Source organism: Armatimonadota bacterium, assembly GCA_031081585.1.
GTDB lineage: Bacteria > Sysuimicrobiota > Sysuimicrobiia > Sysuimicrobiales > Humicultoraceae > Geohabitans > Geohabitans tengchongensis.
In genome coordinates this window covers 229,268-243,929 of record JAVHLY010000001.1, presented here as the reverse complement: position 1 = coordinate 243,929, position 14,662 = coordinate 229,268, and the positions used below count along the sequence as shown (strand labels likewise).

Here is a 14,662-nt window from a genome sequence, read left to right as displayed (position 1 = left end):
GTCCGCCACCCTGGTTTCGGCAGTGTTTCGGAGGGCCAGCAGCACCAGCAGAACGGCGGTAACCGCCACCAGTGCGCCCAGGAGGGAGGCCGCACTCCCGCGCCGCGGGCCCACGGGACGCGCCTCCTGCCTCAGGGGGCCCGTGAGACCTCCAGCAGGCCGGCGAGCAGCTCCTCCATCTGCCCGGCCGTCAGCAGGCCGGTGTGCCGACGCCAGATCCCCCCGCCCCGCGCGATGAAGACCGTCGTGGGCATGCCGACGATCTGGTAGCGGCGCACCGCCTGCGCGTCGGAGACCGTGCCCGCAGGGAAGGTGACACCGAGCTCGCGCAGCAGCGCCCGGCCGTCCTCCTGCGACCCCAGCCCGATGAAGGGACCGATGTCGACGCCGACCAGGTGAAAGCGCTGGCCCCCGCCTCGGGAGACGTACAGCCGCTGGAATGCCGGCAGCTCGGCCCGACAGGGCGGGCACAACCCTGCCAGGAAGTTCACGATCACCGGCCGATCCGCCCACAGCGCCGACAGGCGCACCCGCTCGCTCCCGACCACCCGGTGCCCCGGGTAGAGGCTCAGCTCGAGGTCTGGTGCCGACGGGAGCGTGGTCGCCGGGGCTGTGAGGGGAAGCTGCCGGGGGCGTCGGGCGCCGAACCCGCCGCTGCCCCACCACCCCAGGAGCAAGACCACCAGGGCGACGACCGCCCCAGCCCACAGGGCGCGGACCCGGCTCCTGGAGCTCCTCGAGTGCGTCCATCCGGCCATCCGGCCGCCTCACCCTCCCAACGGCACGTCGGAGCGTTCCCCCGCCTGCACCAAGCTTAGGACAGCCCGATACCGGCGGGGTGTGGCCCTCCTTACATCGCCTGGAGGCAGCTCTCTTTTAAGGTGGGTAGTAGGTCGCCCGTGGCGGACCCGCCGCCGGCGGAAAGGCTCCGGTAGGGATCCTCGTCACCGGATGGAGCCGAACGGCATACCAGGAGGGGTGAGCATGCCACACATGCACTGGAGCTGCGGATGCGGATACGTGGTGCACGCGGACGACGAAGAGACGCTGGTCCGGAAGGCCCAGGACCACACACGCCAGGCCCACGGCCAGGAGACGACCCGGGAGGCCGTCCTGAAGGCTGCCGAGGCCGCTTCCCACTGAGTGGGAGGGAGGGACAGGCTGAGCCTGGGAGGGGGGCGGGCGGGTGGCCCGCGTCGTGGTCTTCGACGTGAACGAGACCTTGCTCGACCTGCGGGCGCTCGACCCGCTCTTCGAACGCGTCTTCGGGGACGCCGCCGTCCGACGCCAGTGGTTCCAGCAGCTGGTCCAGAGTTTCCTGGTCACCGTCGTGGTGGGCAGGTACGTCGACTTCGGGACGATCGCCCGCGGGGCGCTGGACATGGTGGCGGCACGACTGGGGCGGCCATTGACCGAGGATGACCGCATGCGCATCCTCAGGGCCATCCTGGAGCTCCCGCCCCATCCGGACATACGGGCGAGCCTCGAGCGGCTGCGCGCGGCCGGCTTCCGGCTGGGGACGCTGACCAATTCCACCAGGGCCGTCGCGGAAGCCCAGGTCGCCAACGCCGGGCTGGCCGACCTGTTCGAACACGTGGTCTCCGCGGACGAGGTCAGACGGCTGAAGCCGGCGCCCGAACCCTACCGCCTGGCCGCCGAGCGCTTCGGCGTGGCCGCGGGGGCGACGTGGCTGGTGGCGGCGCACGCGTGGGACGTGGTGGGGGCGATGCAGGCCGGCTGCCGGGCCGCCTTCGTGGCCCGCCCGGGCATGGTCCTCGATCCGGTCCACGAACCCCCGGAGGTCGTCGGCCGCGACCTGGAGGAGGTGGCCGACGCCATCATCGGCCGAGAGAGGCACGGCTGACGCGCCAGCGGCGGGCCGCCGGGTGCAAGCCGGACGCGGTGGGTCCCAGCCGGGTCTCGCCCCGCCGGGTCTCGTGGAAGGAGGATGGGTCGCCGTGCGACAGCTACTCGTGGTGACCGTGCTGCTGGCGGTGCTGGCGCTCGCGCTATGGCCCCCGATGTTCATGCAGGCCGGACACGAGAAGCCTGTGCCCTTCTCGACTGCCGAGTGGAAGACGAACTTCGCCAAACACAGCGTCCCGCTGGAGGAGATCATCTCCGGCGGACCGCCCAAGGACGGCATCCCGGCCATTGACGCCCCGAAGTTCGACACGGTGGCCGCAGGGGACCGGTGGCTCAAGGCCCGGGAACCCGTCGTCCTCTTCCAGTGGAGGAGCGAGGCCCGAGCCTACCCGCTCCAGATCCTGATCTGGCACGAGATCGTGAACGACACCGTCGCCGGCCAGCCGGTCGCCATCACCTTCTGCCCGCTCTGCAACACCGCCATCGCCTTCGACCGGCGCCTGGCGGGCCGGGTCCTCGACTTCGGCACGACGGGCAAACTGCGCTTCTCGGACCTGGTGATGTACGACCGGCAGACCGAGTCCTGGTGGCAGCAGGTCACCGGTGAGGCCATCGTGGGCGACCTGACCGGGCGGCAGCTGACCTTTCTGCCGGCCCAGATCGTCTCGTGGGACACGTTCCGGCGGCACATGCCCCAGGGCAAGGTCCTGAACCGCGACACCGGGCACGCCCGCCCCTACGGCCGCAACCCCTACACGGGCTACGACGACATGAACAGCTCGCCGTTCCTCTACACGGGCCCGCAGGATGCACGGCTCCGGCCCATGGAACGGGTGGCCACGGTCTCGCTGGGCGGTGAGGACGTCGCGTACCCGTTCAGCGTGCTGGAAAAGGTGCGGGTGGTCAACGACACAGTGGGAAGGCGGCCCATCGTGGTGATCTTCGAGCGTGGGGTGGCCTCGGCGCTCGACCGGAGCAGCATCGCTGACTCCCGAGACGTGGGGACCGCCGCGGTCTTCGAGCGGGTGCTGGACGGCCGTACGCTGCAGTTTGCCCTGGAGGGGGAACGGGTCGTGGACACCCAGACCCGGAGCGCCTGGACCATCCTGGGGGTGGCGACGTCCGGCCCGCTGCGAGGGCGGCGGCTGACCCCCGTGGTGAGCGCCCAGCACTTCTGGTTCTCCTGGGCGGTCTTCCGCCCCAGGACGCGGATCTACACGCCGTAGGCCGCTGGACTCCGTTCGCCCCGCCAGGGGGGAAGGATGTATGCACCTGGGCGCAGCCATCATTGCAGGATTGGTGGGGACCGCGGCGATCACGCCTCTCCTCTACATGGGGCCGATGATGGGCATGCCGCGGATGGACATGGTGGGCATGCTCGGCACCATGGTCGCCCCGCCCGGGGCGGCTGCGGTCGTCCTGGGGATGGTGATGCACTTCGTCCTGGGGGCTATCTTCGCCATCGTCTACGCCGCGCTGTGGGCAGTCGGCCTGGGAGCGCCGACCTGGCTGTGGGGACTCATCTTCGGCTTCGTTCATGCCGTGGTCGTGCGAGGACTCATGCCCGTGGTCATGCGGATGCACCCGCGTCGTCCCGAGATGGCATTGAATGGCAAGGCCACGGCCGGCGTGATCATGGGGCACCTGGTCTTCGGCCTGGTCGTGGCTCTCGTCTACCGGGCGATCGCGGGGTAGCCGACCGCCGGGCAGTCGTCAGCGAAGCTGGCACCGGTGCTCAGCCTACGCGCCGCAGCGGGACCCACCACCGTTCCCCGAAGATCGGCCCGACCTCCAACCCCACGCTCCGGTAGAGGGCAGGGGGGATGCCGATATCCGCCAGGAACAGGTCCCCACGGACGGACGCCAGTCCCGTCTTGGGCAGGGCCAGCGTGACGGTGCGGGTTGGCCGGATGGCGGGCCCGGGCGCTTCCCCGGTGGTCGCATCGACTCCCGATGGAACATCCAGCGCCAGGATGGGCGCACGGACCGCGCCAGCCAGCGCGATGAGTTCGGCGACCCGTCCTCGAGGAGGTCCGACCAGACCGTAGCCGACCAGCGCGTCGACTACCACCCCGGCTGCAGCCAGCGCGTGGGGGACATCGGCGTCATCCAGCGGCTGGAGGCCGGCAGCCCGAAGAGCGTGCATCTGAGTGGCCGCCGGACCGCGGAGCGCCTCGACCGGGCGGTCGAGCGCGACGGCGGTCGGCACGCCCCGGTTGTGGAGGTGACGTGCACAGCACAGGCCGCCCCCGCCGTTGCCGCCGGGGCCGGCCAGGACGACGACCGGACCGTCGCGTCCAGCCTGGAGCAGGAGCGCATGCTCGGCCAGGGCCCGGCCGGCGTGCTCCATCATCTGCAGGATCCCCAGGCCGAAGGTCTCGACCGCCAGGGTGTCCACTCGGCGCATCTCCTCCGCGGTCACAGCGGGCACCGGCAGGCCGTCCTCACGCTGGAACACCATCGCCGACCCCCTCTGCGGCCTCAGACGTCGGCCGCTTCCTCGTGGGCGGTGAGCGGTGCGACCGGCGCCGGCCCACAGGCGGGGACCCGAGCGGCCTTCAACAGATTCATGGCCGCGCCGATCAGCCCCACGTGGCTGAAGGCCTGGGGAAAGTTGCCGAGCGCCTCCCCCGTGTGCGGGTCGAGCTCCTCCGCCAGGAGGCCCAAGTCGTTGGTGTAGCCGAGCAGGCGCTCGAAGAGCGCCCGCGCCTCCTCCAGGCGTCCCAGCATGGCCAGGGCGTCCACCAGCCAGAAGGTGCAGATGACGAAGGTGCCCTCCGGCCCGCCCACGCCGTCGTGCTCGGTGTTCCGGTACCGGTAGACGAACCCGTCGTGGGTGAGCTCGGCCCGGACCCGCTCCACGGTGGCCGCGACCCGCGGGTCGTGCGCCGGCAGGAAGCGCACCAGCGGAATCAGCAGCAGCGAGGCGTCGACCTCCGGGCTCCCGGCCGACTGGGCGAAGGCGCCGGTGCGCCGGTCCACGCCCTCGGTCTCGATCCAGGTCCGGATGCGGCGCTGCAGTGCGCGCCACCGGCCAAGCGGCGCCGGCAGGCCCAGCGCCCGGGCCAGGCGGATGGCCCGGTCGACCGCCACCCAGGCCATGACCTTGGAGGAGACGAAGTGGCGGGGAGCGCCGCGGATCTCCCAGATGCCACGGTCGGGCTGCAGCCACAGCCGCTCGACGACGTCGACCACGCCCTGGAGGAACTCCCAGAAGACCGGGTCGATCTCGCCCCCGTGCCGGTGGTAGAGCCAGGCCGTGTCCGCCAGGTAGCCGTAGACGTCGAGCTGGAACTGGTCGGCGGCGGCGTTGCCGATGCGCACGGGCCGCGAGCCGCGGTACCCCTCCAGCCCGGTCAGCTCGACCTCGGGGATCAGCCGCTCGCCCCCGACACCGTACATGATCTGCAGGTCCTCCGCCCGCCCCGCCGTCGTGCGCACGAGCCACCTCATGAAGGCGTGCGCCTCCTCGGTGTAGCCCAGGGTGAAGAGCGCGTAGAGGGTCAGGGCGGCGTCGCGCAGCCAGGTGTACCGGTAGTCCCAGTTGCGGGTCCCGCCGATCTGCTCCGGGAGCGAGGTGGTGGGCGCGGCCACGATGGCGCCGGTCGGCGCGTTGGTCAGGGCCTTCAGCACGAGGGCGCTGCGCAGCACCGCTTCCCGGTAGGGCCCGTCGTAAGTGCACGCCGCCGCCCAGCGGGTCCAGAAGGCCACCGTCTGCTCGAGCCGCCTGTGGATCTCCTCGCGGCTGCAGCGCACCAGGTGCAGGTCGTGGGGCAGCATGTAGGTGATGGCACAGACCGCCTCCTCCCCGGCGTGCAGCGTCGCCCGCCCCGAGGCGTCGCCGGGCCCCATCCGCGTGAGGGGGATGGTGGACTGGAAGGCCAGGGCGTCGGCGCCGCCGTAGGCCACCCCGGCGTCCTCGGCCCGGAGCTCCACGCGCGGAACGGTGCGGCCGAAGTCGAACCGCGGAGAGAGCTGCACCTCGACCTCGACGGCGCCGGCCTCGCCGCGGACGAGGCGGAGGAGCTGATGGTAGGGGTGGGCGCGCCCGCCCCGCCCGGCCGGGTGCACGGGCAGGCAGTCGATGAGGCGCACTCGGCCCGCCGCCGTCTCGAAGGTGGTCTCCAGCACGTTGGTCCCGGGGAGGTAGCGGCGGCTCGTCCGGTACGGCGCGGTCGGCGCGATCCGGCAGTAGCCGCCCTTACGCCAGTCGAGGATCCGCGCGAAGGCCGGGCGGGCGTCGAAGCGGTGGAAGCAGCACCAGTCCACGGACCCGTCCCGGGAGACCAGGGCGGCCGAGTGGGCATCGCTGATGAGGCCGTACGCCCCAATGGGCGGGTAGGGTGAAGGCTCCGCCACGATCTCCACGATACCCTCTGGCTCAACCGGGAGCACTCCTCCCGCCCGGCCGCAGCGACACGGTGGGTCGGCGCGCCGCGTGGGGGAGCCGGGTCCGCGAGGCCTGTGGGCTACGCCGGGCGCCAGCGCACCGGCGCAGAGACCGGGATGGGGCAGTTCACCACGAACACCCGCCCCTGCGTGTCGGGCGTCCCCGGCCAGCGCTTGAGGGCGCCCGCCTCCTCCAACCTCAGGAGCTCCAGCTGATTGCGGACGACGCGGGGGCGGTGACCCTCCACCCAGGTGAAGGTGAAGTGGTCCCAGAGCGGGCTCCAGACGGGATTGCCCGGCAGGCTGTCCACGATGGAGGGCTGGAACCCCATGGGGCCGGGGCCCGGAATGCCGTTGCCGAACACGAGGATCTTGGCGGTGGCGCGCGCGGCGGTCAACCCCTGCGTCCTCGGGGAGGCGGCAATGCGCATCATCGGCGCCATCGGGGCGGCGGAGGTGTCGGTGACGATGTACCACTCGCCGGGGAAGCACTGCTGGAGCTTGAAGGTGACCTCGCGCCGGTCGATGTCCGGCGGCTTCAGGAGCTGGCCCTCCCCCAGGTAGGCGGCCCGCACACGGTCGTGGGGCAGCTCGCCGCCGGGCCAGCGGACGAAGGGCAGGTTCAGGGCGATCCCTGTGGGCACGATGCGCACCCGGCCTTCCGCAGCCGCTTCCTGCACCGCCGCCGCCGAAGTGAGGAGGCGGGGGGAGCGCCGGAAGGTGACCCGGTGCAGGTGGAAGATCGGGGTGTACTCGTCCCGCCCGGGGACTGTGCTGACCACCGGACGCTGGCCGGCGACGCCCCCGACGACCTGGTAGTAGCTGGCGGCCAGCTTCGCGACGATGGCCTGGCGCAGCTTGGGGGCGTGCACTAGGCCCACGCGACGGGCCAGGGCGGGGTCGGAGGTGTCCGTCCGGATGTGGTAGGCGCGTTCGCCGTCGATGAAGACGGGATGGAGGCGGAACGTCACGAAGCCGAAGTGGCCCGTCCAGCCCTGTGGCGCGGTGGAGAAGCGAAGGACGTCACGGACGAGCCTGCGCGCCGCCGGGGCGCCCGCCGCCACGGGCCGCGGCACCAGCACGCCGAGCCCTTCCAGTGCCGGCAGTGACATGGCCAGGCCGGCCAAGCGGAGCAGGTCACGCCGCCGCCAGAGGAATGGAGAGGCTGAACGCGACATCCTGGACCTCCCTCCCGGATGGGGAACTCCGACAGCCCTGGCGCGCTGTGAGCAACCTCACAGCCAGGGTGGACGAGGTCACATACTACTAAAGGAGACCCGGAGGCGCTGTCAGGGACCTTACACTCTGAGGGGAGGCGGCCGGGCGGAGGCGGGGCGGCCGGGCCAATCAGCACGGGGAGGTGGCCTGTGGCGAAGACGGTGATCGTCTACACGCAGCCCGGGTGAACCTTCTGCGGCCGGGCGAAGGAGTTCCTTCGCCAGCACGGGATCCCCTTCGAGGAGCGCGACGTCACGCAGAACGAGGCATACTATGACGAGCTGGACCGCCTGAACGTCTACTCCACGCCGGCCATCCTGGTCGACGGCGAGGTCGTGGTAGGCTTTAACCGCAAGCGCCTGGCGGAGCTGCTCGGGCTTCCAGGGTAGACCAAATAGGACGGGCACCTCGGCCAAACCGAAGGAGCGGGCTCGAGGAGGCGCCGGAGCCGCCTGCCGATGCGGCCTCACCCGCCCCGCCGCGTCCGCGGCGGGGCGACCTCAATAGGCCCGGGCCCAGTAGACCGTGGCGCGGGCGGGTTGGCCGCAGACGATGCAGGCGCCCTCCGGGACGTCGTCGAGCGGGATCACCCGCGGCGATGCCCCGGTGGCCTCCCGCAGCCGGTCCTCGCAGGCCTGGGCCTCGCACCACCTCACGCGCACGAACCCCCGCTGGGCCTGGATGTGCGCAGCCACCTCGTCGACGGTGCGCGCCTCGACGATGTGGGCCCGCAGGTAGGCCTGCCCGCGCTCGAAGAGGCTCTGCTGCACGGTGTCGAGCATGTGGGTGAGGGCGTCCTCCAGACGCTCCAGGGCCACCGTCTCCTTCTCGCCCCCGGTGCGCGGGACCAGCACGACCTGCCCGCGCGGCAGGTCGCGCGGGCCCAGCTCCAGGCGCACCGGCACGCCGCGCAGCTCCCACTCGTGAAACTTCCACCCCGGGGTGTACTGTTCGCGGTCGTCCAGGGTGACGCGGAAGCGCTGCTCCAGACGGGCGGCCAGCTCGGCGGCGCGCTGGCGCACCATCTCACCGTCCTTGCCCGGGATGGGCACGATGACCACCTGGTAGGGGGCAATGGCCGGCGGGAGCTGCAGGCCCCGGTCGTCGCCGTGGGCCATGACCAGCGCGCCGATGATGCGGGAGGAGATCGCCCACGAGGTCGTGGAGACGTACTTCTCCTGGTTGTCCGCGTCGAGGAAGCGGATGTCGAAGGCCCGGCCGAAGTTCTGGCCAAAGTAGTGGGAGGTGCCGGCCTGGATCGCCTGCGCGTCTGGCATCAGGGCCTCCAGGGTGTAGGTGCGCTGGGCGCCGGCGAAGCGCTCGCTGGGCGGCTTGCGCCCCACCAGCACGGGGATGGCCAGGACCTGCTCGACGAACTCCCGGTAGATGTCCAGGATGAGCAGGGCCTCGCGCTCCGCCTCCTCCTCGGTGCGGTGGGCGGTGTGCCCCTCGTGCCAGTAGAACTCCCGCGTACGCAGGAAGAGCCGGGTGGCCTTCTCCCAGCGGACGACACTGTTCCACAGCACGATGAGGATGGGCAGGTCACGGTACGACTGCACCCACCGGGCGTACATCGGCATGATGATGGCCTCGGAGGTGGGGCGCACCGCCAGGCGCTCCTCCAGCTCCTCGTCGCCCCCATGGGTCACCCAGGCCACCTGGGGGGCGAACCCCTGCACGTGCTCCGCCTCGCGGCGGAGCAGGCTCTCCGGGATGAGCACCGGGAACGCGGCGGTGACGTGCCCGGTGGCCTTGAAGCGGGCGTCCAGCCAGCGCTGCATCCCCTCCCAGAGCGCGTAGCCGTAGGGGCGGATGACCATCATGCCGCGCACCGGCGCGTAGTCGGCCAGCTCGGCGCGCAGGCAGACGGCGGTGTACCACTCCGAGAAGTCCTGCTCGCGGCTCGGGATCTGCACGGCCTGTCTCACCGTCATCGTCCGGCCCTCCCTGGCGGGCCCCTGAGAAACATCGACGCCCCGTCCGAAGGGACGGGGCGTGCCCGCGGTACCACCCTGCTTCCGGCGCCCGACGGCGCCGGCGCTTTGTGCCCGGTCACGGCGGGCTGCCGCGGACTCGGAGGCTGGGTTCGGCGCGACCGTCCACCGGGCTCACACCCGCCCCGGCTCGCTCTCGGCGGCGCGGCGCCTACGCGCCCTCCTCATCGCCCTGGCCTTACGCTACCCGCGGCCTCGGGCCGGGTCAAGACGCCAGGCGGTCGTCCCGGTCAGGTGCAGCGCGGCAGCTCGATGGTGATGGGCGCGTTGAAGTCCTGGTAGTCCGTGATCATGAACGGCTTGCCCTGGTCGAACGCCTCCGACCGGCGCGGCATCCCGTCCGCGGTGACGGAGAGGCGCTCCTCATGGGCGCGCTGTCCCGACATCCGCCACACGATCTGGTAGACCCGCGCCGGGGCGCCGCCGACTGTCGCGTCGGAGAGCCGCCGCACCTCGACCTCGGGCTCGCTGGCTCCCTGGCCACCGCTGCTCCCGCCGCCCTCGTCCAGGGTCTGGCACCGCCACCCCATGAGGCGCTGCGTGACCGCCTGCATCATGGCGTTCATGGCCGCCTGCAAGAAGAACCCGGTGAGGAAACCGACCGGGTCCAGGAAGGCGCTGAGCAGCCCCCCGAGCCCGAGCGAGGGCTGCGGCACCGCCGGCTGACTGGTCTTGCTCACGAACCGGGAGGCCAGCTGGCGCCCGACGATGATCGACTCGGCCATGCCCTCCGGGAACTCCATGACCGTCCGCCGCCGGTCGGGGTTCACCACCTCCGTAAGGATCGTCATCTGCCGTTGGGCGCTCATCTCGGGACCGAGCGACATGATCATCCTGTAGGTCCGGAGGGCCTGGAGGCGGTCGAAAGCCGCCTTGACCTCCTCCCAGGCCCCCGCGTCCCCGCTCACCCGCTGGGCTGGCGCGGGCGTGACCGCCAGGACCACCAGCACCACCGCGGCGACCAGGCGCACGGCCCTCACCCCCCCTCCTTGGACAACCCTAGGCGGGCATGCTTAGCGAAAGGCTAAGCGCCTGGCCCGATCACGGGGGATCCGCAGGATGACGGCGGCGGATCAGCTGCAGGCCGGCAGCGGGATGGTGATGGGCGCGTTGAAGTCGTAGTAGTCGACGGTCGTGACGGGTTGGCCGCCCTTCCCGCCGAGGAGCTCCAGACGCCGCGGCAACCCGTCCCGTCCGACGTAGAGCCGTTGCGTCGTCGTCCCGCCCTTGCCGGAGGTCGCGTACTCGTAGGCCTGGGTGGACACGCCCGCGACGGTCCTCGGGCCCAGCCGGCGCACCGTGATCTCCCCCTCGGCCTTCCCCGGCTGTGGCGGTTGCGCCGGGGCAGCCCCTTTGGGCAGGGCTCCCTGGCACTGCCAGGTCCCGAGCATGCCGGGCCCCGCCATGCGGAACCGGGTCTCCTTCCCCACGGTGATCGACTCGATGGTGATCTCCCCCTGCTTCATCACCATCCGGGAGCGGTCGGGGTTCACCCGCTCCACCACCGACGGCGCGGGCTGCCCCGACGAGGTGACGCGCATCCGGTAGGTCTTCAGGCGGCTCAGTCGCTCCCAGGCGGCCGAGATCTCCTGCCAGGCCCGCACATCGCCCCTGACCGTCTGGCCGACGGCCGCCGTGGCGCACAGCAGGACACCGATGAGCGCAGCCAGCACGCGCATGAACCCCATCCCTCCCCCACAGCGGTCCCACCGGTCGCCGACGCCCGGCGGTCCGGCGGTCTCGCTCGGTCGGCGGTGCCCGCCGGCAATGGTGCAGGACCGAGCGGCCCTGGGCCTCCCCGCACAGCGACTCGTCTTCTTGGTGGTCAGGTGAGCCCTACGCTCTGTTCGCCCCGCGGGGAGGGGCTCCTGCCCGCCTGGAGGACCTGCCGGCGGAGCCGATCGGGCGGGGCGTAGCCAGCGTTGAAGGCCACGACCCGCCCCTCGCCGTCCAGCACCACGGTGCTCGGCACGGTGAAGACGGTGAATGCCCGGGCCAGGGCCGGCTCCTGGACGATGTCCACCTCGCGCACCGTCACCGCCTCTCCCAGGGCCGCGGCAACCTCGTCGAGGGCGGGGCGCTGGGCGCTGCGGCAGACGGCGCAGTCCGTGGAGGCAAAGGCCAGGATGGCCGGGCGGCCCGGCGGGACCAGCCCGTCGAGCGCCCCCGTGTGCGCCAGACGCCGCGTGAGCGCCTGCGGGCGGCGCCACAGCCAGAGCGCGACGAGCCCCAGCGCGGCGAGGATGGCGAGGAGGACCAGCAGGCGGGTCATGCGGCTTCGCGGCGGCGGATGAGGCCGGCCCGCCGGAGCTGCGCGTAGAGGAAGCACCCCGCGCAGAAGTTCCAGAGGACGTTCACCGCCGCCAGTACCGCCACCAGGGCCGCCAGGAGCCAGCCCACCGCGGACGCGCCGGCGGCAAAGGCGGCGGCGGCGACTGCCAGGACCCCGCCGCCCACCCCCTGGGCGAAGCGGTGCGGCGCGGGGTCGTCCGGCACCGGGTGGGGCCGGACGACCCGCAGCGGCAGGACGACGTGACGGTAGAGGAGCCGGAGCGGCCCGGACTCTCCCAGCGCCACGTTCAGCAGGAGGACGGCCGCCAGGACGGCCACCAGGACCGGCAGGGCGGCCAGCCAGGCCACGGCCACCGTGAGGACGATGACCACCTGGCCGAACTTGATGGCGTTGTGGTCGACCGTCGTGGGGTGGGGCGCGCGCGGCGATCCCATGGGTGCCCTCACCGCTCGATGGGGCTGGCCACCAGGCTGCCCCACTCGGTCCAGGACCCGTCGTAGTTGCGCACCGAGGGGTAGCCGAGCAGGTAGCCCAGCGTGAACCAGGTGAGGGAGGAGCGCTCCCCGATGCGGCAGTAGGCCACCACCTCGCGGTCGGGGGTGATCCCGGCGCTCTCGTAGAGGCGCCGCAGCTCCTCGGGGGATTTGAACGTCCCGTCCTCCCGCAGGTTCTGCACCCAGGGGATGTTCACGGCCCCGGGGATGTGCCCGCCGCGCTGAGCCCCCTCCTGGGGATAGGCCGGGGGCGCCAGCAGCTCGCCGCGGTACTCCTCGGGGGAGCGGACGTCCACCAGGGCCAGCGACCGGTCGCCGAGCCGCCGCAGGAGGTCGTCCCGAAAGGCGCGGATCTGCCGGTCGGGATCCCCCGCGCGGTAGGTGGCCGGCGGGAAGCGGGGGACGTCCGTCGTGAGCGGGCGCTCCTCGCGCACCCAGCGGTCCCGCCCCCCGTTGAGCAGCCGCGCGTCCCGGTGCCCGTAGTACTTGAAGAGCCAGAAGGCGTAGGCGGCGAACCAGTTGTGCCGGTCGCCGTAGAGGACCACGGTGTGCGCGTCGCTGATGCCGCGCTCCCCCAGGAGCTGGGCGAAGCGCTCCCGACTCACCCAGTCGCGCACCACCGGGTCCTGCAGGTCCTCCCGCCAGTGCAGCAGGAGGGCGTTGGGGATGTGCCCCTCCGCGTAGAGCGCGGTGTTCTCGCTCGACTCCACGATGCGCACCGTGGGGTCGTCCAGGTGCGCCTGCAGCCACTCCGGCTCGACCAGAACCTCAGGGTGTGCGTATGCCATCGTCTCCACCTCGCTCCTCACATCCGGAGTCCGTCCGTTCCACCGCAGCGGAGGCGGTAGAACCGCACGGCGTGCCCGCCCGCCCTGTCGTGCGGGCGACGGTCAGCGACGGCGGAGACCGCGGTGCCTTCGGGGGAGTGTCAGCGCCGGCGGATCAGGCCGGCCGGGGACGGGCGAAGGCACGCGGCCTCCGCCCGGGACAGATGCACTGTCGCGGAGTGAACGGCCTGTACGCAAACCCGATGACCATCACGATTAGGTTCAGGGTAGCACCCTCGTCCCGGCCGTCAAGGGCCGGGTGTCAAGAAGCCGGCGCCCAGGGGCGCGGCTAGGCGGAACCCGCCGGGGGCTGCGCCGGCGAGGCCTCCGCCGGTCGCGAGGCCGCGGTGCGCCGGATCCAGGCCATCGCCTCTTCCACCGTGCGCTCCCCCGCCTCCCGGTCCGGGGGCGGTGGGAGCGGCGGACCGATGCACACCCGCACGGGGACGGGGCGGGGAAGGTAGCGGCCGAGCGGCAGGGCGCGCGACGAGCCCACGACGGCTACGGGGACGACGGGGACGTGTGCGGCGGCGGCCAGAAGTCCTGCGCCGGGCCTGAGCGCCCCTCCGGAGGGCGCCACCCGCCCCTCCGGGAAGATGACGAGGAGGCCGCCCGCCCGCAGGACCCGCACCGCCTCGCGGACGGCCGCCGCGTCCACCCGGCCCCGGCGCACCGGGACGACGCCGTACGCCCGCATCACCCACCCCACCACTGGCCAGGTGAGGAACTCGGCCGCCCCCATGAAGACGGCACGCCGCGGGAGGGCGGCGGCGATGAGGACGGGGTCGAGGGCGCTGGGGTGGTTGGCCACCAGGAGGGCCGCCCCGGCCGGTACGTGCGCCGTCCCCTCCACGGCCAGGCGCAGGTAGCACCCCAGCACCGCGCGCACCACACGGTAGGCCAGCCGGTAGGGCCATGTCTCGGGCCTGGGGAGATCAGTCAGACCGACCGGTCGTCCTCTCCTCCGGGTTCCTGGACCCCAGTGCCGGGCGACCGCTCCCCGGCCGACGGGGCGCGGCCTCAGCCTCCCGCAGCGCCTCGTGACGGGGCCGCTCCGCCACCACCAGGACCAGGGCCCGGGCCAGCACGGGAATGCCGCGCAGGATCCAGGCGAGCGGCTTGAGGATGGAGATGAAGAGCAGGCCGACGACGCCGATCCCCCGCCGGAGCCAGCGCAGGCGACGCCCCAGGGCCTGCAGGGCCGGCGTTCGCTCGTAGACGACCGCCCCCACGACGATGCTCAGGGAGATCAGCAGGCGCTGGACCTCGTTCGGCCGGACGTGGAGGAGGTCCTCCACCAGGAGGCCCAGGCCGATGGTGAGCACCAGCAGGTAGGCGGCGGCTTCGAGCACCGGGAACCGCTCGATGAGGCGGACGAACACGCCGGCGGCGAAGCGCATCGTGACGATCCCGAGCGCCACCCCGGTCATGACCACCCAGAAGTCGCGGGAGAGGGCCACGGCGGCGACGACGTTGTCCAGGCTGAAGGCCAGGTCGGCCAGCTCGACCGCCAGCACCACGCTCCAGAAGGAGCGCTCCAGCTTCGGGAGGGGCTCCCCCGCCGCCTCCGCCGCCTCCCGC

At 72.4% G+C, this 14,662-nt stretch carries 16 protein-coding genes; 4 read left to right on the top strand and 12 right to left on the bottom strand.

Features of this window, described 5'->3' with window-relative positions:
* Nucleotides 1-131: 131 nt before the first annotated feature.
* Nucleotides 132-683, bottom strand: a complete 552-nt coding sequence (locus tag RB146_01095) for a TlpA disulfide reductase family protein (protein ID MDQ7827578.1) — start codon at nucleotides 681-683, stop codon at nucleotides 132-134.
* 337 nt (nucleotides 684-1,020) lie between these two features.
* Between RB146_01095 and RB146_01090 the strand changes: the two genes are divergently transcribed.
* From RB146_01090 to RB146_01075, 4 genes are all read left to right on the top strand, one after another.
* Nucleotides 1,021-1,143, top strand: a complete 123-nt coding sequence (locus RB146_01090) for a DUF1059 domain-containing protein (GenBank protein ID MDQ7827577.1) — start codon at nucleotides 1,021-1,023, stop codon at nucleotides 1,141-1,143.
* 43 nt (nucleotides 1,144-1,186) lie between these two features.
* On the top strand, nucleotides 1,187-1,864 hold the full coding sequence (locus RB146_01085; protein MDQ7827576.1) for a haloacid dehalogenase type II: 678 nt from the start codon (nucleotides 1,187-1,189) through the stop codon (nucleotides 1,862-1,864).
* A 94-nt stretch (nucleotides 1,865-1,958) separates the two neighbouring features.
* Nucleotides 1,959-3,092 carry a DUF3179 domain-containing protein gene (locus tag RB146_01080; protein MDQ7827575.1) on the top strand — a complete coding sequence of 378 codons (1,134 nt, stop codon included), beginning with the start codon at nucleotides 1,959-1,961 and terminating at the stop codon, nucleotides 3,090-3,092.
* A gap of 40 nt (nucleotides 3,093-3,132) precedes the next feature.
* Nucleotides 3,133-3,561, top strand: a complete 429-nt coding sequence (locus RB146_01075; GenBank protein MDQ7827574.1) for a hypothetical protein — start codon at nucleotides 3,133-3,135, stop codon at nucleotides 3,559-3,561.
* Between the two features lie 40 nt (nucleotides 3,562-3,601).
* Here RB146_01075 and RB146_01070 read toward each other — a convergent pair whose 3' ends face one another.
* From RB146_01070 to RB146_01020, 11 genes are all read right to left on the bottom strand, one after another.
* Complete coding sequence (locus tag RB146_01070; protein ID MDQ7827573.1) at nucleotides 3,602-4,273, bottom strand: NAD(P)H-hydrate epimerase; 672 nt, start codon at nucleotides 4,271-4,273, stop codon at nucleotides 3,602-3,604.
* Nucleotides 4,274-4,347: 74 nt separating this feature from the next.
* Entirely contained in the window at nucleotides 4,348-6,234 is a 1,887-nt protein-coding gene (locus RB146_01065; GenBank protein ID MDQ7827572.1) for a glycoside hydrolase family 15 protein, read from the bottom strand.
* A gap of 101 nt (nucleotides 6,235-6,335) precedes the next feature.
* Nucleotides 6,336-7,367: a hypothetical protein gene (locus RB146_01060; GenBank protein MDQ7827571.1), complete on the bottom strand. Its 1,032-nt coding sequence runs from the start codon at nucleotides 7,365-7,367 to the stop codon at nucleotides 6,336-6,338.
* A gap of 606 nt (nucleotides 7,368-7,973) precedes the next feature.
* On the bottom strand, nucleotides 7,974-9,407 hold the full coding sequence (gene proS, locus RB146_01055) for a proline--tRNA ligase (GenBank protein ID MDQ7827570.1): 1,434 nt from the start codon (nucleotides 9,405-9,407) through the stop codon (nucleotides 7,974-7,976).
* 290 nt (nucleotides 9,408-9,697) lie between these two features.
* Nucleotides 9,698-10,447: a hypothetical protein gene (locus RB146_01050; GenBank protein MDQ7827569.1), complete on the bottom strand. Its 750-nt coding sequence runs from the start codon at nucleotides 10,445-10,447 to the stop codon at nucleotides 9,698-9,700.
* 93 nt (nucleotides 10,448-10,540) lie between these two features.
* Entirely contained in the window at nucleotides 10,541-11,155 is a 615-nt protein-coding gene (locus RB146_01045; protein MDQ7827568.1) for a hypothetical protein, read from the bottom strand.
* A gap of 137 nt (nucleotides 11,156-11,292) precedes the next feature.
* On the bottom strand, nucleotides 11,293-11,739 hold the full coding sequence (locus RB146_01040; GenBank protein ID MDQ7827567.1) for a thioredoxin family protein: 447 nt from the start codon (nucleotides 11,737-11,739) through the stop codon (nucleotides 11,293-11,295).
* A complete protein-coding gene (locus RB146_01035; GenBank protein MDQ7827566.1) occupies nucleotides 11,736-12,194 on the bottom strand; it encodes a DUF4395 family protein in 459 nt (152 codons plus the stop codon). Before RB146_01035 ends, RB146_01040 begins: the two co-directional genes overlap by 4 nt.
* A gap of 8 nt (nucleotides 12,195-12,202) precedes the next feature.
* Nucleotides 12,203-13,042, bottom strand: a complete 840-nt coding sequence (locus RB146_01030; protein ID MDQ7827565.1) for a sulfurtransferase — start codon at nucleotides 13,040-13,042, stop codon at nucleotides 12,203-12,205.
* A gap of 328 nt (nucleotides 13,043-13,370) precedes the next feature.
* Nucleotides 13,371-13,970, bottom strand: a complete 600-nt coding sequence (locus RB146_01025) for a lysophospholipid acyltransferase family protein (protein MDQ7827564.1) — start codon at nucleotides 13,968-13,970, stop codon at nucleotides 13,371-13,373.
* A 46-nt stretch (nucleotides 13,971-14,016) separates the two neighbouring features.
* A partial coding sequence (locus RB146_01020; protein ID MDQ7827563.1) for a hypothetical protein occupies nucleotides 14,017-14,662 on the bottom strand: 646 nt, incomplete at its 5' end.